Below are 19,707 nucleotides of genomic sequence, written 5' to 3' on the forward strand. Positions count from 1 at the left end.
CCTGCTACTTATTAATAATCGTCAGACCGGTAACCATAGCTGGCTAGTAAGTCTTGCCGATCCTTCCAGTTTTCCTGTACTTTGACCCACAGTTCTAGGTAGACCTTGTCACCAAGTAGGTGCTCAATATCCTTACGAGCCATTGAACCGATTCGTTTCAGCATACTACCACCCTTACCGATGATAATCCCCTTCTGCGAAGACCGTTCAATAATGATCGTGGCTTGGACGTGGATCTTTTCTTCATCTTGGCGCTTGATCGAGTCAATGACGACTGCTGTTGAATGCGGAACTTCCTGCCGCGTCAATTCCAAGACCTTTTCGCGAATCAATTCAGAAATAATAAACCGTTCTGGGTGATCCGTAATCTGATCTGATGGGTAGTATTGCGGTCCTTCCGGTAACCGTTCTTTTAGCGTTTCAACCAATTCATCGACGTTATTTCCTTCTAATGCGGAAATTGGATAAACGTCTTTCCAAGGTAACGCATCCTTATACTGATCCATGATCTCTAACAAGTGGTCAGGATGGACCTGATCAATCTTATTGATAACTAAGTAAATTGGTTTCTTAACGTTTTTCAACCGGTCGATGATGAAGTTATCACCCGCACCGCGGCGTTCATCCGCGTTGATCATAAACATCACCGCGTCAACTTCGCCAAGCGTTGACAAGGCTGACTTAACCATAAAGTCACCTAGCCGACTGTGTGGCTTGTGAATCCCAGGTGTATCAATAAAGACCATCTGAGTATCACTCGTCGTATAGATTCCTTGAATTCGGTTACGCGTCGTTTGCGCCTTGTCAGACATAATGGCCACTTTTTGACCAACGATTCGATTTAATAGTGTTGATTTACCGACATTGGGACGACCAATAATCGCCACGAAGCCGGAATGAAATGCAGTATTTTCTGCCATAAAATTTTCCTTTCTACAACCATGCCATTACTAGTGGCCAGAGTTTGGGAACAAATAGAATTAGACCAACGATCACCGCAAAAGCCGCCGCAAAAACAACCGCACCAGCTGCGATGTCTTTCACCTTTTTAGCTAACGGCTGGTAGTGCGGTCCCGTGATTAAGTCACAAATATTTTCAGCGATAGTGTTATTGATCTCACATAACATCACCATAAAAATTGCCAGGGATAACCAAAGCCACTGATTTGCGTCTAGGCCGACCCACCAACCGCAAAGCAACGCAATTGCGCCTAACACTAAGTGCGTTCGCATATTGCGTTCCTCAACAACAACCGTCTTAAGCCCGTTCCAGGCATGTAACCACGATTGCCAAAATGAATGGTTTTTACCGACTTGTAGCCGGTCAGGTCTATTTTTTGAGGCCATAAGCATCCAGAATTTGCCGTTGCAGACCGAACATTTCGGTTTCATCTGCCGGCTTTAAATGGTCATACCCATTCAAATGAAGAAAACCATGCACCACTAAATAACCGAGTTCCCGGGCTTGCGAATGGTCGAGAAAGGCCGCCTGTTCAGCAACCTTATCGACCGAGATCATAATGTCCCCCAAATTCAATGGGAGTTCCGCAGCTAATTCCGGATCCATGATGATTGGATCGTCATCTTCGTCGTCACTCATTGCAAAACTAATGACGTCGGTTGGACGGTCGACCCCCCGGTACTGTTCGTTAATTTTTTGAATGGCATCGTTATTCATCAACGTCACCGATACCTCGGTGTCATCTTTTAATTTCAACGTCTGACCCGCAAGATCAATCAAATCCCGAACGAGTTTTAATTGTTCAGGCGTCGCACCTTGCGTTGTTTGATCATATAATTCTAAATCCATAATTCCTCCGTTTACTTTTGTTCCACCTTATCGTAAGCCGTAATAATTTTGGCTACAACTGGATTTCTAACCACGTCATCCGCCGTAAACTTAACGAATGAAACGTTACTAATACCGCCTAAGATGCGTTCAGCTTGAATCAAACCGCTAGTCGTATTACGCGGCAAATCAATTTGTGAAATATCACCGTTAACAATCATCTTGGCGCCAAACCCTAACCGGGTCAAAAACATTTTCATTTGCGCATTCGTCGTATTTTGAGCTTCGTCCAAAATCACGAAGGCGTGATCCAACGTCCGACCACGCATGTAAGCCAATGGTGCAATTTCAATCACACCGCGGTCCATCAACCGTTGGGTGTGTTCGGCTCCGTAGATGTCATAAAGCGCATCGTAAATTGGCCGTAAGTACGGATCAACTTTTTCTTTTAAATCACCAGGTAAAAAGCCCAAGCTTTCACCAGCCTCAACTGCTGGACGGGTCAAGATCAACTTTTCCACGTCACCGCGTTTTAAGGCAGCAATCGCCATTACCACGGCTAAGTACGTCTTACCAGTCCCAGCAGGGCCAATCCCAAAGGTAATGTCACTCTTATCAACGGCTTGAACATACTGCCGCTGACCAAAGTTCTTTACCCGAATCGGACGACCCCGGTTATCTTTAATCAAGGTCTCCGAATACAAGTCCTTAAAATAGTCCAAAGTACCCCGGTTAACCATCTTAATGGCGCTAATCACATCGGGTGCCCCAATTTGGATGCCTTGCTTAATCAAACTAGTTAAATTATCTAAGACTGCTTGCGTATTATGAACGGCCGCTTCATCATCACCGCTGATCGTCATTTGGTCACCGAACACGTGTAAATTAACGTGTAGGCCATCTTCTAGAAGGGCTAAGTGCGCATCTTCTGGGCCTAACAGTGCAACTGACTGTACTGGATCAGCAATTAGAAATTTTTGTTCATATTTTGAGTTTTCGGTCAAAAACGTGAACCCCTTTATAAACAGATTTAGTTGCCATTATCACTAATGGTACCCGTTAGCATAACCACGCCGTTTAAACGGGTATTTGTTAACTAATCATAGCATAAAAATGCACCACCTACCAGCACGACCGCCCGCCTGTCAATCCCAATTAACGGGACACAAAAAGCCGAGGAATCACTTCCCCGGCTTAACCGTTAATTCAATAATGATTTAACTGTTTGGTTGATCAGTTTGCCATCAGCCTTGCCTTTCAGCTTAGGCATGACTGCGCCCATCACCTTACCGAAGTCCCCTTTACCGGTTGCTCCGATTTGTTGAATGGCATCAGCCACCACTTGACGAACTTCTTCGTCCGACAATTGTTTAGGCATGTACTTCTCAACGATTGCAATTTCAGCTTTAACACCGTCAACTAAATCTTGACGATTAGCACTCTCGAATTCGCTTAATGATTCACGCCGTTGTTTCAGTTCGCGTGAAATCACGCTAACCTCTTCTTCGGCCGTTAAATCGCGACCCACGTTGATCTTTTCATTCATCAACGCAGCCTTGAGCATCCGCAAAACACTTAGGCTTTGCTTGTCGCGTGCCTTCATCGCAGCTTTAAGATCACCATTGAGTTCATCTGTAAGACTCATTGGTTGCCCTCCTCATCGCAAGTTAAACTTAGTAGTCACCTACTAAATTACTTGAAACGACGACGGTTCTTGCGCTTACGAGCTGCTTCAGACTTTAACTTCTTCTTCACACTTGGTTTTTCGTAGAATTCCCGTTTGCGGTATTCTTGTAAAGTACCACTTTTTGAAACGGTACGTTTAAAGCGACGAAGAGCATCATCAAGAGATTCGTTTTTACGAACGACTGTTTTTGCCATGTTAAATTCCCTCCCTCCGAGCTTAAAAAGTAACCGTCAAATTATGCATACTTACATAACGCAACTGTTCTAGTAAATTATACATAAATCAAAATAGGGCGTCAACAAAAGTTTTAGAATTCTGACAAATAATCGTTAATAAGTCTATTAATTCGGACAGTAAATCGTTTTCATAAGCCCGGCGCTATGCTACACTGAAGACATTATCGAACCGAAATGAGGTTAATTTTATGTCAGAAATTAAAATTTATATTATCTCCGATTCCGTCGGTGAAACGGCCCATGGTGTCGCTCAGGCTGCTGCCGCACAATTTTCCGAGTACGAAATCCGTTATCAACGCTTTCCGTTTGTTCGGACAAAATCCTTATTGCAGACCGTTTTGGTCCAAGCTGAAAAAAATCACGCGGCGATTTTTCATACCTTTGTTGACCGGAACCTTAGCCAAACCGTCAATCAATTCTGTGAATCCCATTCGTTACCATACTACGACGTGATGACCCCCGCATTGGATACTTTCTCAGGAATCACCCACGTCCAACCATCAAACCACCCTGGGACGGTGCACGCGTTAAACACGAATTACTTTGATCGAATCAACGCCATTGAATTCGCCGTCACCTATGATGATGGTAAGAATCCCACTGGCTTTTTAGAAGCCGATGTCGTCTTATTAGGAGTCTCACGGACGTCCAAGACTCCATTATCATTGTACTTAGCAAACCGCAACTTAAAAGTGGCCAACTTGCCACTAGTTCCTAAGGCCCAGATTCCTGACGAGATTTGGAAAGTTGATCCTAAAAAGATCTTTGGTCTAACCAACGATCCTGAAAAGCTCAACACGATTCGGCGGCAACGGATGGTTCAATACGGCCTAGACCCCGACACCATGTATTCCAACACGGATAAGATCAAAGCCGAATTGGCTTATGCCGATAATATCTTCAAGAAAATTGGTTGCTTAGTCATTAACGTGGCCAACAAATCAATCGAAGAGACCGCGACCCTCATTACAGAAAGCCTCGGCAATTCGGACGCGGACCAATAACAATTTAAACTATCACTCAAAGTGGTCTGAAAAAATTCAGGCCGCTTTTTTGCTAGCCAAATATTAAAAACGTTCGTCTAGCTTACCAACTAAGCCATACCGCAAAAAAGTGCGCTGATCCTGCTTACGTCAACGCACTTACATTCCTTATTCCGGCCGGTTAATCCCGACACTCGCTTTAAGATAGTCGTCGTCATCCGCGGCGTGCATCACTAAGTCAGCAATGGCTCGGCGTGAGACGTTATGCCCGCCAAACGGTTCACCCTTTTGCGTCACTTCATAATCGTCGCCGCCGTTGTCAAACCAGCCTGGCCGCACAATCGTATAGTCTAAGTCAGACGCCTCGATAACGTCCGCAGCCGCCCGGTAACCACGCAACATCGGGTTGCTAGCCACGTTACCATCCGCCCCTAAGTAAGCCGGAATTTCATTGTAAATTCCCATGGAAGTAATGAAGATCAGTCGCTTTACTTGGGATTGATGCATCGCTGCAATAATGCTTTCCGCCATCGCCTTTAAATTGCCACTCAATGCGGCAAAAACGACATCTTGCCCAGCCATCGCAGCTGCTAATTGGTCAACATTGGTGACATCACCTTGAATCACCGTTTCCCGATCCTGCTGAGCGTTAATGCGATTCGTGTGACGCGCAAATAAAGTTAATTGATCCGCACTATTTGCCAAAAAATAGTCGCGTGTCGTTGAACCAACGGAACCAGTCGCTCCAATAATTAAAATATTTTTCATTTTTTTGTCCTTCTTCTTTAAAGTTAGTTTTATTTCTAATCTTTCGTATCAAAATGAACCTGTCTTCTAATACGTTGTCACAACCGCGGCGGTAATCTGTAATTGACCCGCCAACCGTTGAATCGACATGACCGTTTTCAGCGGCCAAGCATGCCGGGTACTTCCATGGATCGAAGCCGTCACCCGGTTTTCACCAGTAACTTGCCAACCATCACTCAGCTTATCAACGGTGACGTGCTCTTCTTGTGAGTCAAAGTAAGCCATCTGACCTTGTTTGATTTCGCCAAGCCATTCCGCTCGTGGCTGAACGTAGCCAGTCATGTGCGTCAGTGTAAATTGTGGGGCTAACAGTTGGTCGAGTTGTTCAACGTCGTCTGCCGCTAGTGCCATATTATAGTTTCGATATACCTTAATTAATTCATTTTCCATTATAATCACCCGCATTCATTATCAACATACGCTTACCCTACTACCTTGCAGTTACATTAAGGCAAGGATTATTTTCTTTCCCCCGGAACAATTAAGAAAATTGCGGCCAACAAAGCCAAGAGCAATAATCCTGATCCGGTTAAAATGGCGTTTCTAAAACCAAGTACCGAATTATTAGTCATATTCTGAACCGCAACTAAAATCGACAAGCCCACTGAGCCACCAATTTGGTGCATCACGTTGACCACGCCAGAAGCCGCCCCAGCATCGGCCCCCTGAGTATGCGCAACACCAGCTGCGGTGAACGGGCTAAGTGCTAAGCCTTGGCCAACCCCAATAACGACCATCGGCAACGCAATTCCCACCCAGTAGCCAATGCTCGGCGCAAAGAAGCTCAGCCAGAACATCCCTAACAATGTCAGACCAATTCCAGTCACCAGTAAACCACCGTTCCCCCATTTAGCCGTCAAGCGCGCGACTTGCAACGCCACAATGAAGTTCACAATGGTTAACGGGAAGAAGGCAACGCCCGCCATCAAAGCGCTAAAACCTAATTGATTTTGCATCAATTGCGGCGTAATGAACCAAAAGCCCAACATCGCGCCCAAATACAGGAACCGGCCGAGATACGCTCCAACCCGTTCACGGTCTGCAAACAATCGTAACGGCATAATTGGTTGCGCCGTTTTCCATTCCTGATAAATGAACCCCGTTAACATCACAACGGCTAAAACTAAGGCTGGCAGCTTCGCCCAAGTCCCAACAATACTATAAACTAGGGCGCTCATCCCAATAAGCGACGTAATCGTACCAACCCAGTCGAGTTTGCCATCAGCTTGACCATGGTCGGCCTTCAAATGACGAATCGCCAAGTAAAGCATCCAAATACTGATGGGCACGTTGATGAAAAAGCCGACCCGCCAAGTTAGTAAACTAGCAAAAATGCCACCAATTACTAAACTCACACTAGCACCAATCCCCGCCATTGCACCATAATAAGCAATCGCGCGAACCCGGGCCGGGCCCTCATAAGTATCCATTAAAATAGCCAGCGTTGTGGGTGCTAAAATGGCTGAACCAATCCCCTGAAAAGCACGGGCGGCAATAATCATCGGGGCGTTGAACGCTAACCCCACGATCAGGGAACCTAGCCCAAAGATAACCAAGCCAATTTCAAAAACTCGGCGGCGACCAAACAAGTCCCCAGCGCGACCGCCAAGCAGCAGGAACCCACCGAAGGTCAACGAATACGCACTGCTGACCCAGGACAGGGTCTGCTGGTTCAGTCGCAATTCCTGGGCGATTTTCACCGTCACCGTAAAGATAATCGAATTATCCAGCAAAATCATAAAGTAGCTAAATAGAATAATTAATAGAATCCAGTCAAAACGTTTGTTTTTTGTCATGTCATGCTCCTTGTCTTTAAGTGAATAAGTGCAGTTTAGCCCCTTGAAGCTACTGCAAGGCAAGGAAAAATTTGAAGCTTTTTTCAAATTAATTTAATAATCATTTTTTAAGCTGTCACCGTCACTACGCGGGCTAACAGTGAGGCCATACAAAAAACGCTCTGACCTCGTTTAGCCAGAACGTCTATTTAACTTGCTTTTAACATTATCATGCCTAAAAATTGAAAGGCCTTAAATTACCGTTTATCCGCTTCGTCGAGTAGGATTGGTACCTGTGAAGGAATGTTTCCGGCCACACTACGATTGAGAACATCGACTCCGCTCAAATCCACCCATTATATCACTGTGCAATCAAAGGTTGTCACTGATGGCATCGGTCGTGAAGGTGGCCTTTGACCGGTGAATTTTTCCGGTCTTAGACCACGGACGGTCCGGGACAATTGCGATTTTTGCAATCGTTCCGGGCGAGGGGCAAGACGCTTCTCAGGCTTGACCCGGTCCCACGACCGCATGTCATCAGTGACGACCGGATCAGATGACAAATCAACTTGACTACTAGTATGTTTTACCGCTCATTTTCAACGTCATCAAGTAAGTTTTTATTGAATTGACCAGCCCGTAGCATGGCAATTTCATACTTATAAGGAGCGTGTTGGTGCTTCTTGTCCTCGCCAACGTACGGCGTTTCCAAAATTTTACTAATATTATCTAGTTGTGGGTGGTGACAAACGTAGTTCAAGGCGTCAAAGCCAATGGTCCCCATTCCAATATTCGTATGGCGGTCCTTATGGGCGCCCTGGGGATTCTTGGAATCGTTCAAATGAACAACCTTTAAGCGGTCCAGCCCAATCACGTGATCAAACTCATTTAAGACCCCGTCAAAATCATTTTTAATGTCATAGCCCGCATCACTCGTATGACACGTATCAAACGTTACCGACAGTTTTTCATTGTACGTGACCCCGTCGATCATGGCTGCAATTTCTTCAAACGTCCGGCCAACTTCAGTCCCTTTGCCCGCCATCGTTTCAATGGCAATTTGAATCTTTTGATCAGGGCGAATCACTTCATTTAAGCCCTTCACGATTTGGGCAATGGCAACGTCGGCACCCGCACCAACGTGAGCGCCGGGATGCAAGGTTAATTGGGTCGCCCCAACCGCTTCAGCCCGCTCGATTTCATGATACAAGAAGTCCGTTGCAAACTCAAAATACCCGGGCTTGGTCGTATTACCAAGGTTCACAATGTACGGCGCGTGAACCACAATCTGTTGCAAATCATTGGCCGCGATAACCGGTTGCGCCGCGGCAATGTTTAATTCATCGATTGGTTTCCGGCGCGTATTTTGCGGTGCGCCCGTATAAATCATAAAGGTGTTCGCTCCGTAACTGGCCGCTTCTTCCGCGGAACCCAGCAACATCTTTGGTGCTTTCATTGATACGTGTGATCCAAGTCGTAACATAACATCCCATCCTTCACTTATGATTAAAATTGCACTGGTCTAATTGCCAAATCAACCCGGTACCCAACTAAATAGTACGCCTATTTCATTATACAAAAAAATGGTTACTTCGGCATTACCCGACGCAACCATTATATTTTTAAAATTAAATCATATCGACGAAACGGGAACGGAACTTGTAGTGCAGGTGCGACCCAACTAACAAGAAGAAGAGCACGACGCCCCAGAAAATCAGGGTTAAAATCGGCTGACTCCACATGTAACTGTCTGACCCTTGGTGGAACATCGAGTTCCGAAATCCGTTGATCACGTAGAAGAACGGGTTTAACTGTAAGATTCGGACAAATGGCGCTGGAAAACCAGTTGTTTGGAAGTTGAACAAAACACCTGACAAGTAGAACAGCATCCGCATTAAGGATTGCAATAAGATTTGCCAATCCCGGACTAACACGGAAACGGTTGAATTAAAGATGCTAAGCGCAAACATCAGCGCCATCATACAAATGAAGTAGTAGATCCATTGCAACCACTGCACAGCTGGGTAAACGCCGTTAAAGAAGCCCAGTGCAATTGAAAACACCAGCATCGTCCAGAAGGAGTTTAAATTACCAATAATCCGAATCGAAGGTAATACCGAAACCGGAAACTTCATTTTAGACACCATGTTGACTCGCTGGTAGATACTCTTAGAACCGTCCAAGATTGCCCGGTTCATGAAGAACCAAGGGGTAATCCCAATAACCATCCACATTAAATAGGACACACCATCAAGATTACTACCTTTTTTAAAGCCACCACTAAAGACGATCCAGTAAATCCCGATTTGAATTAACGGGTATAAATATTCCCAGGCCAATCCCAAGTAATGGTTTTGATAGCTAGCTTGATCTTCATAGTTGGAGATCCGCCAAATGATGCCCCAATTCTGGAATTGTTCCTTAATAATTGATACGACCTCTTTCAAGGCACTGACACTCCCTATCTTTCATTGTGACATAACTAGTTTATTTTGGATAAAAGTAAGCTAAAGTCCGCTCAGTCGCGTGACCGTCATTATACGTGTTCCACAGCTGATTAAACGCTGCGACCCGCGGTGCTACGGCGGGTGCTGCTAACTCGTCATTCAGCGCAGCCATCGTTGTCACCATCGGTCCCGGCGCCCAGGCTTTGAAATCCGCCTGCAGCCCGACCGCTTGATTGAAACTTTGCCAGTCAAAAACATAGAATACCATTTTCTGGCAATTTGGCAAGAGCGCATAGTCAAAAATAACGGACGAATAGTCACTAATTAACGTATTGGTGACCGTTAACAACTCATCGGTGCTAAATTCTGGCACCGCCGTTATCAGGTCCGGATATTGTGCCCGTAACGCCGCTGCTTGCTCAGCTAAGTGCGGGTGTAACTTCACGACCAGCCGTTGATTAGGTGCCAAGTGAAGGTACTTAAAATCCGTTGGCAAGTCAAATCGGACCCCCGCCCGATAAGTTGGGGCGTACAAGATCAACTCACAGCCCTTCAATTCAGGGTGCTGCTCATAAATTGCTGTTCGGGTGGCCGCAATCCACCCAGTTTGTCGGTAACGGTCTGAGCGTGGATAACCCAACGTTTGCATTCGGCTCACTGGTACGTGATAACTGTCCGCAAAAACTTGGCCCATTTTATCAGAACCAACGACAAAGTCCGTAATGTGATTATAAACGGCTTGAAAACGACGCTGATCACTGGCCGACCGTTCAGAAGTTTGCGGGTCACCCCAACCAAACGCCTTGACGGCCCCGCCAGCGTGCCATAGTTGAATCACCCGCTGATGACGGTGCCGGTAGACTCCCGCCGTAAAAGCGTAGTAGTTATCGACGTACAAGTCCGCTGCGCGCGTCAACACTGGAATGCCAGTAAATATGAACCCCAGTGAATCATGAAAAGCCTTCGTTGCGATGCCATCCCTTACAAGCTTGACCGCGCCCGACTGCGCAGACGGCAAATAGTAAACCGTCAACCGATTGTCCACCCGTTTATTCAGTTGTCGAATAAAATCAAGGTTATCCGCGAAACTCATTAAATAAATGACGTGGTTCGATGTCTTAAAGTGCGCTAACCACGAAACAATTCTAATTAGCCAGACATAGATTTCTTTTTTCAAACCGGCCACCCTTTCACACTGTCAAATCCAACAATTGATTATATCATATTTTACTTTTGCAACCGTTCTAAACATGAATTACTTTATCGTTGTTTAATAATTAATTTACATTTGATAAATTTAATTGTTATACCCAAAAATAACGGGACCGTAGCCTTCTGCTACTAGTCCCGTTATTAATAATATCTCAATTAATTGCAATGCTCTATGGTTTAGGCTCGTAAAAGTGACCCAAAATCTTAACCGTATCCGAAATGCTGACAAAGGCGTGTGGATCTGACTCTGCCATTGCAGCCTTCAATTCCGGCATCTCATAACGCGTAATCACTGTAAAAAGAATCGTCTTATCGTCATGTTGGTAAGCACCCTCAGCATTATGCACAATGGTCACCCCACGGCGAATCCGGTTCTGCACGCTATCGATCACCGTCTTCGGTCGACTCGTAATGATCATCACCTGCATTTTCTGCTGGCGCGTATAAGTCATATCAATGACCCGACCGTTCACAAAGAGGCCCAAGGCGGAATAAAACGCGTATGGCCAGCCATAAACGAATCCGGCCGCCACGATAATGATTGAATTAAACGCCATATTAATGGTCCCAATACTGCGGCCCGTCTTCCGGCGCAAGACGATCCCGATAATATCCAGTCCACCGGTCGAAATGCCATTTTTAAGTGCGGTCCCGGTCCCAAAACCGTTCACGGCACCCCCGAAAATCGCACAGATGATTGGGTCATGTGTCAAACCAACTGGCGCGATCACCTTAATCATAATACTAGACAAGGCAACGGCTAAAAACGTATACATCGTAAACCGATGACCGATTGAACGCCACGCGATAATAAACATTGGCACGTTTAACAGGAACAACAGTGCCGCGGTTGACAGTTCAAATGGTAAGAATTTGGACATTAAACTATTAAACAGTTGGGCTAAACCGGTAATCCCGGATGAATAAATGTGCCCTGGTGTCCAAAAGTAATTCATTGCGATAGACACTAGGATGGCGTAGATGAAGGCCGTTGACGCCTTGACCACGTCACGATGATGCTTGGATAACTGCTGAAAATCATCCATGAATTGAGTACTCCTTTACGTTTTTGCTTTCGCTATTGTAACACGCTTAACCGCTAACTGACGCGGTTTTACAATTTTCTACCAGAAGTCTCACAGTTCTCAGCAAATCCACATCTTATTAATCAACCTTCGGCGTTGCCGCCCACTTTTTAGCCACAAAGTCAGCCCGACCACCCGCTTCTTGTTCAGCAAAGACGACCGGATTATTTTTATAAAACTGTTGATGTTCCGCTTCGGCCGGATAAAACGGTCCCGCGTCTTCAATGGTCGTCACGATTGGCTGTTCAAAGCGCTCACTCGCTTGCAACGCTGCTTTTGAGGCTTCAGCAACCTGACGTTGGGCCGGACTGTTAACAAAGATGACCGGACGATAGTTATCACCCCGGTCTTGAAATTGACCCATCGCATCGGTTGGGTCAGTCTGATGCCAATAAATCTCGACCAATTGCGCGTAACTGATTACTTCAGGGTCAAACGTAATTTTAACCGCTTCAGTATGGCCCGTCGTGTGCGCCTTTACTTGCTGATAAGTGGGGTTCTCCGTGTGGCCGCCAGTATAACCCGAAACGACCCGCTCAATCCCAGCTAGCTGATCGAACGGCTTCACCATGCACCAGAAGCACCCGCCCGCAAAAATCGCTGTTTCCATTAAGATTCCTCCAATTAAGTTTTAATATAAATTTAACACTAACCAAAAAGAACGTCCAATCGCTGGATTGGACGTTCTTTCGTTGAAATAACTTAGTCTTGAGTCTCTTCGTCTGGTTGTTTCGTAATCAGAAGATCCAAGTCGGCCAATTGTTGGTCGGAAACCGTTGCCGGTGCGTTCGTCATCGGTTCGGAAGCCTTGGAGTTCTTAGGGAAGGCAATCACTTCACGAATGTTGTCATTACCAGATAACAACATTGCGAAACGGTCTAACCCGATTGCTAAACCGCCATGCGGTGGAAAGCCCATGTCTAAAGCATCTAGTAAGAAACCAAACTGTTCTTGTGCACGTTCCTTAGTGAAGTTAAGCGCCTTGAACATCTTCTCTTGCAATTCACGGGTATGGATCCGGATTGACCCACCACCTAATTCGTAACCGTTCAGGATGATGTCGTAAGACTGTGCGTGTGCTTTATGAGGATCTTCACCTTTGTTTAAGTAGTGAACATCTTCTTCATTTGGCATCGTGAATGGATGGTGCGCTGGTACCCAACGTTCGATCCCTTCATCGTATTCAAAGAGTGGCCAGTCAACGACCCATAAGTAGGCGTATTGATTTTCGTCAATCAAGTCTAATTCCTTGGCAATGGCTTTCCGCAAGTAACCAAGGGTGTCCGCAACGACTTTGAACTTGTCCGCAGCGAATAGCAACAAGTCACCCGCTTTAGCTTCGGCCGCCGTCGTAATGGCTTCAAAGTCGCCATCATTCTTAAAGAATTTTGCGACCGGACCACTAAAGCCGTCTTCGGTAACTTTCATCCAGGCTAAGCCCTTTGCACCAAAGCGCTTTACGTATTCCGTGTAGGCATCGATCTGTTTACGGGAGTACTTGTCAGCACCACCTGGTACAGCGATGGCTTTAACTTGGCCACCAGCCTCGAGGGCGCTGTCAAAGACCTTAAAGCCAGCGTTCTTAACGGCATCCGCCATGTCCTTTAATTCCATCCCGAAACGAATGTCAGGTTTTTCAGAACCAAAGCGGTCCATGGATTCTTGCCACGTGATCCGTTTGAATGGTGCCTTAATGTCAATCCCCTTAACGTCTTTCATGACTTTTTGGATTAACCCTTCCGTATACGACTGAATTTCTTCGGCCGTCAAGAAGGACGTTTCCATATCAATCTGCGTAAATTCAGGTTGACGGTCTCCACGTAAGTCTTCATCACGAAAACAACGGGCAATCTGGTAGTAACGGTCGAAACCGGCACCCATTAATAACTGCTTAAAGAGTTGTGGTGATTGTGGTAACGCGTAGAAGTGACCTTGGTAGATCCGTGATGGTACTAAGTAGTCCCGGGCCCCTTCTGGTGTTGATTTTGTCAAAAATGGCGTTTCAATATCGTAAAATTCGTTATCGTCAAAGTAACGGTGCGCTGCCTTAGTGATTCCATTACGAATCTTCAAGCCGCGTTGCATTTCAGGCCGACGTAAGTCTAAGTAACGGTACTTCAACCGTAATTCGTCTGAAACGTTGATGTTATCTTGAATGTAAAATGGTGGGGTTTTGGCCTTGTTTAAGATTTTAGCCGAGTGGATTTCAACTTCCACCTTACCAGTCTTCATCCGATCATTGATTGCATCGGCGTTTCGGTCAACCACTTTTCCTTGAACTTCAATCACGTATTCGCTACGTAATTGATCCGCAACGTCCAAGGCGTCCTGTGAAAATTCTTGACTAAAAACTAATTGGACGATGCCTTCACGGTCCCGTAAATCAATAAAGATCAGGCTCCCAAGGTCCCGGCGTTTTTGTACCCAGCCTTGTAAAGTGACTTCTTGACCTAAATAATCTTCATTAACTAGGCCCGCATAAGTCGTTCTTTTCATTAAAAATTCCTCCTTATTTGCTAGTTAAAATTTGATCAACATGGTTAAAAATATCGGCCATGGCAACTTGGCGTTCTTCACCAGTTGCCATTTCCTTCATATTTACGACTTGATCAGCCATTTCGGTTTCACCAACCGTCATCGTATAGCGCGCATTCAAACGGTCAGCACTCTTGAATTGTGCTTTCGGTTTACGATCCAAGTAATCCCGTTCAGCCGTAAAACCGGCTCCCCGGACAGCTTGAACCAACTTAAGGGTCGTGGCACTAGCGGTTTCACCAATCCCAACAACGTAAACGTCCAACGAATCATCCGTTGGGACGGTGACGTTTTCAGCGTCCATCAAGACCAATAGCCGTTCAACCCCAAGACCAAACCCGACACCGGATACTTCGGGGCCACCGAGTTCTTTAACTAACCCATTGTAACGGCCACCGGCACAAATCGTCGTGTAGCCTTGACCAAGTGACTTCGAGTTCGTCATGATTTCAAAAATCGTGTGGTTATAATAATCCAGCCCACGCACCATCGTCGCGTCAACTTCATAAGGAATATCCAAAGCTTCCAAGTAAGCCTTCGCTTGGTCAAAGTGGTCCTTAGCTTCTGGCGTTAAGTAATCCAGAATTGAAGGCGCATCCGCCACAAACTTCTGGTCTTCTGGCGCCTTACTATCTAAGACTCGCAATGGGTTCTTGTGTAACCGTTCCTTAGAATCATCACTCAATTCTTCAAAGTGTGGTTCCAAGTAATCGATCAGTGCTTGCCGGTAATCATCCCGCGTTTGCTGATCACCCAACGTATTGATGGCCAGTTTTAAATCGTTCAGGCCAAACTTTTTAAGTAGGTTATAACCCATCGCAATGACTTCAACGTCTAACGCGGCACTTTCACTCCCAAAAGCTTCCACACCTAATTGGTGAAATTCACGGAGCCGACCTGATTGGGGCCGTTCGTAACGGAACATTGGTCCCATGTAGTAAACCTTATAAGGTTTTAAAACTTGTGGACCGTATAATTTATTTTCCACGAAAGCCCGGACAACGCCAGCCGTACCTTCTGGCCGGAGCGTCACGTGCCGGTCGCCCTTGTCGTGAAAATCGTACATTTCCTTAGTCACGATATCGGACGTGTCACCAGCCGAACGTGAGAAAACTTCAAAGTTTTCAAACATTGGCGTGCGAATTTCTTTAAATTGATAGGTCTTAAATAAGTCGCGAGCCGTTTGTTCAACGTACTGCCACTTTTCACTATCACCGGGTAAAATATCTGCGGTGCCCTTTGGCCGTTGGTATCTCATTAGTTACTTCCTCCTTCTAATCAAATCGACAAAAAAAACGCCCCTGAATATAATCAAGGGCGCTTTTAGCGCGGTACCACCTTTATGAGTACTATCTGATAACGTCTGTAATCACAGGCGGAACGTTCCGTTCACCTCAAAAGCGTCTCCTCATTGCTCGCAATCCGGAATTCTCAGCACTACCGGTCTCTGGTTAACGCGTTGCACAATGCTCTTACTTTCTCTGCGGTCGATTTATTAACTTACGATTAAAACTACACGAAAACCGCCGAAATGTCAACTGATGCTCGTAAAATAATGGCAATTACCGCCGAAAAATCATTTTTTTGGTATACTGGGTAAAGTATTCTGAAGAACGCAATTACTAAATTTAGTTGGTGACCTATTCATGCAAGTGTTAAAAAAATTTTGGCGCCAAATAACTGTTTCGGTGGTCTTCATCGGACTCGTGGTTGGCTTCGTTGTCCTACTCGCCACGAACAATACCGCCACGGTGAACATCGCAAACGTTAATATTCGCCAAGGTCCCGGAATGAGCTACGCCATTGCGGACGCGACAACCAAAGGGACCAAAGTTCACATTATTAAGCGCAAAAACAACTGGCTATATGTTCGTTACGCGGATCATAAGTTTGGTTGGATTGCCAGCTGGCTCGTCAACGAACACAATACCCAATTAACGCGGACGACTAAAATTTCCGAAGCCACCATCGTGCTTGATCCAGGTCACGGGGGTTCCGATTCCGGTGCACTCTCCAGTCAGGGAAAGATGGAAAAGACGTATACGCTGCGCGTCGCTAAGGTCGTTGCTAAACGGTTACGGGCTGCGGGCGCTCACGTTGTCATGACACGTGACAGTGATGAATACGTCGGTTTAAGTGCCCGGCCCGCAATTGCCAATAAGCTCCATGCGGACGCCTTTATCAGTTTCCACTTTGACAGTTCGCCCGAAAAGGACCAGGCTTCTGGTATTACAACTTACTATTACCATAAGGCAACTTCATTGACACTCGCTAACGATCTCAGTAAGAACGCCTCGACGTTACCGATTCAAAGTAAGGGCGTTGACTTCGGGGACTTCCTAGTCATTCGCGACAACTCGGTCCCCGCCGTCCTCATGGAATTAGGCTATATCAATGATAAGTCAGACTTTAAGACGATCAGCTCTAGCCAATACCCTAACGAGGTGGCCCACGCCGTGTATGCTGGTCTCACGACTTATTTTGCCAATCAATGATTTTTCTCATAGTAGCCAAAAAAACACCCCGGAAATTTAAATATTTCCGAGGTGTTTTTTGGTCTTTAAAGCTGAATATTTAAAGGTTAAAAAGCAAAAATGATTACTAATTAACTGATATAGCAACGTTAGCACCAATAAAATTGGTTAAGTTTCCCGCTTCCGGTCATCCATGATTTCATCTGCCATAGCGACCGGTTCAAGCCAAAAAGCGGTCATGAACCTCACTTGAGAGCCGAAAAACCGCGTCTCTCAAGATGTCGGTGGTGTAAACCGGAAAATCACCGGTTAACGCCACATTCACGGCAGATTCATCATGGACAACCTTCAGCTATGTTGCAGGTGCTGACAAACTTAACCGGTTTGTTTTAAAGCAATCTTAGCGTAGCCGGCAGAATCAGTGGGCCATGTCGGCACTGTTAGCTAGCGCTTTTTTGCTAGGTTACAGTGCGGGGCGACTTGAAAGACTCGTCCTTTGGGCTTTCAAGCGAGGCGGAAGACCGTTCTTTGTCTGCAGCCGACCCCACGGCCCACTGATTCTGCCAGCGAAGCGCCGAAGAAAGTAAAAAATTATCATCAATCCAACTATTGCTATGCTAAAATTAGTCGCAACGCCTGGTTTTCGTGTTACAACAATCTAAAGGGGGGTATTTAAATGTCATTATCAACAGCTTGGTTAGCGCAATTACCGTTAACTAATATTAAAACTGTCACACCCGTCAGCGGTGGTGATATTAACGCCGCTTACGCCGTTCAAACGGATCAGACCCGTTACTTTCTTAAGGTCCAACCCCAGCGTGGCGCAGCCTTTTTCAGTCACGAAGTCACGGGCTTAAAAAAACTGGCAGCTGTCGTAACCACACCTAGGGTAATTGCCACTGGGACCATCAACGGTGACGGCTACCTCTTACTAAGCTGGTTAACGAGTGGTCACGGCAGTCAATTTGACCTTGGACGGGCCGTGGCACGGGTGCATCAACATCACGCCCCCCGTTTCGGTTTGGACCACGATTTTACAATCGGTAAAATTCCAAAATATAATCAGTGGCAAACGAACTGGGCGACTTTTTATACGCAACAACGACTTGATGTATTAGTCAAGTTGGCGAAAGAACAAGGTTTATGGTCAACTAATCGTGACGACCACTATCAGCGTCTCCGGCAACAACTGCTAGTAGAAAGGCACATGCAGACCGTGCAACCAAGTCTGCTGCATGGCGATCTGTGGTCAGGCAACTATTTATTTACGGCTACTGGTACCCCGGCCTTAATCGATCCCGACATTTTTTATGGTGACCGCGAAATGGACCTTGCAATGACGACGATCTTTGGCGGCTTTGACGACGACTTTTATGCCGGTTACCAACAAGTTTACCCGTTTGCACCCGGTTTTGAGGAACGGCTGCCACAGTATCAGCTCTATTATTTATTAGCGCATCTCAACTTATTTGGCGAGACGTACGGCCCCGCCGTCGACCGAATTTTACAGCGTTACTAACCAGTAGCTTACTTCACGTATGGTAATAGTGCGGTTAAGCTAGCAACCTGGACTTCTGGCTGACTAGTGACATCAATCAAGTGGTCTAAATCAAACAAGTAACCCGCGATACCAGCATTATGACCCGCCTCAATGTCTAAATTACGGTCGCCGACCATCACGGCCGTTGTCCGGTCAACGTGGTGCTTATCGAGTAAATAGTTTAATGCCGCTGGGTCCGGCTTTCGTGGAAAGGGCTGCGCCGCCGTGACTGCATCAGTAAAGTACGTCGCTAACCCCGCACGTTGTAAATACCGTTGCGCACTCTGGTCACGGTGCGTCATTAAATAATTATGACCGCCCACCTCTTGGACCCGTTGTAAAACTGCCTTAGCACCATCAAACGCGGCCGGGGCCACTTGGAGCATCGGTTCATACTTTTGATAACCCGTTTTGAGTTCGGCTTGGTCCCAACCAAACCGGGTTGCAATCTCGGCTTGGGCGTAACCCACCGAGTGCTGCCGCATCATCGTATAGACTTCCTGCCGATCAACCGTCCCGCCTAGATTAGTGACGGCCCGTTGAAAACCGGCGACCATCGCCGGGTACGTGTCCAAGAGTGTCCCGTCTAAGTCCCATAAAAATTCTCGCATTTTAAACGCCTCCAAATTTAATTGTCATAACCAAAAAGCTGAAAACTCAATTACGAGCTTTCAGCTTTTAACTTACTTTTGTTCTGTATCGTACACGATCGTCACCGGTCCATCGTTAACCAATTGAACCTGCATATCGGCCCCAAACTCACCGGTCGCAACTGACACACCACTTTCAGCTAACTGCTGATTAAATGTATCGTACAACTGACTAGCCACATGCGGATCACCCGCATCCGTAAAACTAGGCCGATTGCCATGCCGCGTGTCGGCGTAGAGCGTAAATTGCGAAATTGACAAAATCGCACCACCGACTTGCTGGACGTTCAAATTCATTCTGCCGGCCTCATCACTAAAGACCCGCAAATTGATAATCTTGTGTACCAAATAATCAATCTCAGCCTGACCATCACCATCTTTAAAACCGACTAACAATACCAACCCGTGATCGATTTGACCCCGCATTTGGCCGTCAATGGTGACCGTGGCCTGCTGACTACGTTGTACTACGACGCGCATCGTTAGT

Annotated in this window: 21 protein-coding genes; 3 read left to right on the top strand and 18 right to left on the bottom strand. The window is 46.1% G+C overall.

The window, feature by feature from the left end; translation table 11 throughout:
* Positions 1-11: 11 nt before the first annotated feature.
* The 6 genes from era to rpsU form a co-directional block, all read right to left on the bottom strand.
* Positions 12-920 carry a GTPase Era gene (gene era, locus IV64_RS10730; protein ID WP_057707238.1) on the bottom strand — a complete coding sequence of 303 codons (909 nt, stop codon included), beginning with the start codon at positions 918-920 and terminating at the stop codon, positions 12-14.
* 13 nt (positions 921-933) lie between these two features.
* The gene (locus tag IV64_RS10735) at positions 934-1,347 is read right to left on the bottom strand and encodes a diacylglycerol kinase family protein (RefSeq protein WP_057707239.1); all 414 of its coding nucleotides are present in this window, start codon (positions 1,345-1,347) and stop codon (positions 934-936) included.
* Entirely contained in the window at positions 1,331-1,810 is a 480-nt protein-coding gene (gene ybeY / locus IV64_RS10740) for an rRNA maturation RNase YbeY (protein ID WP_057707240.1), read from the bottom strand. The genes IV64_RS10735 and ybeY overlap by 17 nt, the downstream gene beginning before the upstream one ends.
* A gap of 11 nt (positions 1,811-1,821) precedes the next feature.
* Positions 1,822-2,793 carry a PhoH family protein gene (locus IV64_RS10745; protein ID WP_057707241.1) on the bottom strand — a complete coding sequence of 324 codons (972 nt, stop codon included), beginning with the start codon at positions 2,791-2,793 and terminating at the stop codon, positions 1,822-1,824.
* Positions 2,794-2,990: 197 nt separating this feature from the next.
* Positions 2,991-3,434, bottom strand: coding sequence for a GatB/YqeY domain-containing protein (locus tag IV64_RS10750; RefSeq protein WP_057707242.1), 444 nt, complete (start codon positions 3,432-3,434; stop codon positions 2,991-2,993).
* 47 nt (positions 3,435-3,481) lie between these two features.
* Complete coding sequence (gene rpsU / locus IV64_RS10755; protein ID WP_003638914.1) at positions 3,482-3,670, bottom strand: 30S ribosomal protein S21; 189 nt, start codon at positions 3,668-3,670, stop codon at positions 3,482-3,484.
* A gap of 230 nt (positions 3,671-3,900) precedes the next feature.
* Here rpsU and IV64_RS10760 point away from each other — a divergent pair, with 230 nt between their 5' ends.
* On the top strand, positions 3,901-4,716 hold the full coding sequence (locus tag IV64_RS10760) for a pyruvate, water dikinase regulatory protein (protein WP_057707243.1): 816 nt from the start codon (positions 3,901-3,903) through the stop codon (positions 4,714-4,716).
* A gap of 147 nt (positions 4,717-4,863) precedes the next feature.
* Here IV64_RS10760 and IV64_RS10765 read toward each other — a convergent pair whose 3' ends face one another.
* The 10 genes from IV64_RS10765 to hisS all read right to left on the bottom strand — a co-directional run bounded on the left by IV64_RS10765 (position 4,864) and on the right by hisS (position 15,814).
* Entirely contained in the window at positions 4,864-5,463 is a 600-nt protein-coding gene (locus tag IV64_RS10765) for an NAD(P)H-binding protein (RefSeq protein WP_057707244.1), read from the bottom strand.
* Between the two features lie 66 nt (positions 5,464-5,529).
* Complete coding sequence (locus tag IV64_RS10770) at positions 5,530-5,892, bottom strand: nuclear transport factor 2 family protein (protein WP_057707245.1); 363 nt, start codon at positions 5,890-5,892, stop codon at positions 5,530-5,532.
* A 68-nt stretch (positions 5,893-5,960) separates the two neighbouring features.
* Positions 5,961-7,298, bottom strand: coding sequence for an MFS transporter (locus IV64_RS10775; RefSeq protein WP_057707246.1), 1,338 nt, complete (start codon positions 7,296-7,298; stop codon positions 5,961-5,963).
* Between the two features lie 565 nt (positions 7,299-7,863).
* Positions 7,864-8,760: a deoxyribonuclease IV gene (locus IV64_RS10780; RefSeq protein ID WP_057707247.1), complete on the bottom strand. Its 897-nt coding sequence runs from the start codon at positions 8,758-8,760 to the stop codon at positions 7,864-7,866.
* A 145-nt stretch (positions 8,761-8,905) separates the two neighbouring features.
* A complete protein-coding gene (locus tag IV64_RS10785; protein ID WP_057707248.1) occupies positions 8,906-9,724 on the bottom strand; it encodes an ABC transporter permease in 819 nt (272 codons plus the stop codon).
* A 40-nt stretch (positions 9,725-9,764) separates the two neighbouring features.
* A complete protein-coding gene (locus IV64_RS10790) occupies positions 9,765-10,910 on the bottom strand; it encodes a CDP-glycerol glycerophosphotransferase family protein (RefSeq protein ID WP_057707249.1) in 1,146 nt (381 codons plus the stop codon).
* 196 nt (positions 10,911-11,106) lie between these two features.
* Positions 11,107-11,982, bottom strand: coding sequence for a YitT family protein (locus IV64_RS10795; RefSeq protein ID WP_057707250.1), 876 nt, complete (start codon positions 11,980-11,982; stop codon positions 11,107-11,109).
* A 118-nt stretch (positions 11,983-12,100) separates the two neighbouring features.
* Complete coding sequence (msrA, locus tag IV64_RS10800; RefSeq protein ID WP_057707251.1) at positions 12,101-12,631, bottom strand: peptide-methionine (S)-S-oxide reductase MsrA; 531 nt, start codon at positions 12,629-12,631, stop codon at positions 12,101-12,103.
* A 92-nt stretch (positions 12,632-12,723) separates the two neighbouring features.
* Positions 12,724-14,517: an aspartate--tRNA ligase gene (gene aspS, locus IV64_RS10805; RefSeq protein WP_057707252.1), complete on the bottom strand. Its 1,794-nt coding sequence runs from the start codon at positions 14,515-14,517 to the stop codon at positions 12,724-12,726.
* A gap of 13 nt (positions 14,518-14,530) precedes the next feature.
* Positions 14,531-15,814 carry a histidine--tRNA ligase gene (gene hisS / locus IV64_RS10810; RefSeq protein ID WP_057707253.1) on the bottom strand — a complete coding sequence of 428 codons (1,284 nt, stop codon included), beginning with the start codon at positions 15,812-15,814 and terminating at the stop codon, positions 14,531-14,533.
* A 388-nt stretch (positions 15,815-16,202) separates the two neighbouring features.
* On the opposite strand from hisS, the gene IV64_RS10815 reads away from it, so the two are divergent.
* On the top strand, positions 16,203-17,051 hold the full coding sequence (locus IV64_RS10815) for an N-acetylmuramoyl-L-alanine amidase family protein (protein WP_057707254.1): 849 nt from the start codon (positions 16,203-16,205) through the stop codon (positions 17,049-17,051).
* Between the two features lie 655 nt (positions 17,052-17,706).
* Positions 17,707-18,549 (top strand): fructosamine kinase family protein, encoded by an 843-nt coding sequence (locus IV64_RS10820; protein ID WP_057707255.1) that lies wholly within the window; start codon positions 17,707-17,709, stop codon positions 18,547-18,549.
* Positions 18,550-18,557: 8 nt separating this feature from the next.
* Here IV64_RS10820 and IV64_RS10825 read toward each other — a convergent pair whose 3' ends face one another.
* On the bottom strand, positions 18,558-19,181 hold the full coding sequence (locus IV64_RS10825; protein ID WP_057707256.1) for an HAD family hydrolase: 624 nt from the start codon (positions 19,179-19,181) through the stop codon (positions 18,558-18,560).
* A 72-nt stretch (positions 19,182-19,253) separates the two neighbouring features.
* Entirely contained in the window at positions 19,254-19,700 is a 447-nt protein-coding gene (gene dtd, locus IV64_RS10830; protein ID WP_057707257.1) for a D-aminoacyl-tRNA deacylase, read from the bottom strand.
* Between the last annotated feature and the right edge of the window lie 7 nt (positions 19,701-19,707).

This window comes from Lactiplantibacillus xiangfangensis, assembly GCF_001438845.1.
In the GTDB taxonomy this organism is placed as follows: Bacteria; Bacillota; Bacilli; order Lactobacillales; family Lactobacillaceae; genus Lactiplantibacillus; species Lactiplantibacillus xiangfangensis.

Excerpts from the sequence above, each read along its gene's own strand:
- IV64_RS10795 (WP_057707250.1), bottom strand. The coding sequence starts at position 11,982 with ATGGATGATTTTCAGCAGTTATCCAAGCATCATCGTGACGTGGTCAAG.
- hisS (WP_057707253.1), bottom strand. The coding sequence starts at position 15,814 with ATGAGATACCAACGGCCAAAGGGCACCGCAGATATTTTACCCGGTGAT.
- IV64_RS10815 (WP_057707254.1), top strand. The coding sequence starts at position 16,203 with ATGCAAGTGTTAAAAAAATTTTGGCGCCAAATAACTGTTTCGGTGGTC.
- aspS (WP_057707252.1), bottom strand. The coding sequence starts at position 14,517 with ATGAAAAGAACGACTTATGCGGGCCTAGTTAATGAAGATTATTTAGGT.
- IV64_RS10780 (WP_057707247.1), bottom strand. The coding sequence starts at position 8,760 with ATGTTACGACTTGGATCACACGTATCAATGAAAGCACCAAAGATGTTG.
- IV64_RS10750 (WP_057707242.1), bottom strand. The coding sequence starts at position 3,434 with ATGAGTCTTACAGATGAACTCAATGGTGATCTTAAAGCTGCGATGAAG.
- msrA (WP_057707251.1), bottom strand. The coding sequence starts at position 12,631 with ATGGAAACAGCGATTTTTGCGGGCGGGTGCTTCTGGTGCATGGTGAAG.
- ybeY (WP_057707240.1), bottom strand. The coding sequence starts at position 1,810 with ATGGATTTAGAATTATATGATCAAACAACGCAAGGTGCGACGCCTGAA.
- IV64_RS10825 (WP_057707256.1), bottom strand. The coding sequence starts at position 19,181 with ATGCGAGAATTTTTATGGGACTTAGACGGGACACTCTTGGACACGTAC.
- dtd (WP_057707257.1), bottom strand. The coding sequence starts at position 19,700 with ATGCGCGTCGTAGTACAACGTAGTCAGCAGGCCACGGTCACCATTGAC.
- IV64_RS10760 (WP_057707243.1), top strand. The coding sequence starts at position 3,901 with ATGTCAGAAATTAAAATTTATATTATCTCCGATTCCGTCGGTGAAACG.
- rpsU (WP_003638914.1), bottom strand. The coding sequence starts at position 3,670 with ATGGCAAAAACAGTCGTTCGTAAAAACGAATCTCTTGATGATGCTCTT.
- IV64_RS10820 (WP_057707255.1), top strand. The coding sequence starts at position 17,707 with ATGTCATTATCAACAGCTTGGTTAGCGCAATTACCGTTAACTAATATT.
- era (WP_057707238.1), bottom strand. The coding sequence starts at position 920 with ATGGCAGAAAATACTGCATTTCATTCCGGCTTCGTGGCGATTATTGGT.
- IV64_RS10735 (WP_057707239.1), bottom strand. The coding sequence starts at position 1,347 with ATGGCCTCAAAAAATAGACCTGACCGGCTACAAGTCGGTAAAAACCAT.
- IV64_RS10765 (WP_057707244.1), bottom strand. The coding sequence starts at position 5,463 with ATGAAAAATATTTTAATTATTGGAGCGACTGGTTCCGTTGGTTCAACG.
- IV64_RS10770 (WP_057707245.1), bottom strand. The coding sequence starts at position 5,892 with ATGGAAAATGAATTAATTAAGGTATATCGAAACTATAATATGGCACTA.
- IV64_RS10775 (WP_057707246.1), bottom strand. The coding sequence starts at position 7,298 with ATGACAAAAAACAAACGTTTTGACTGGATTCTATTAATTATTCTATTT.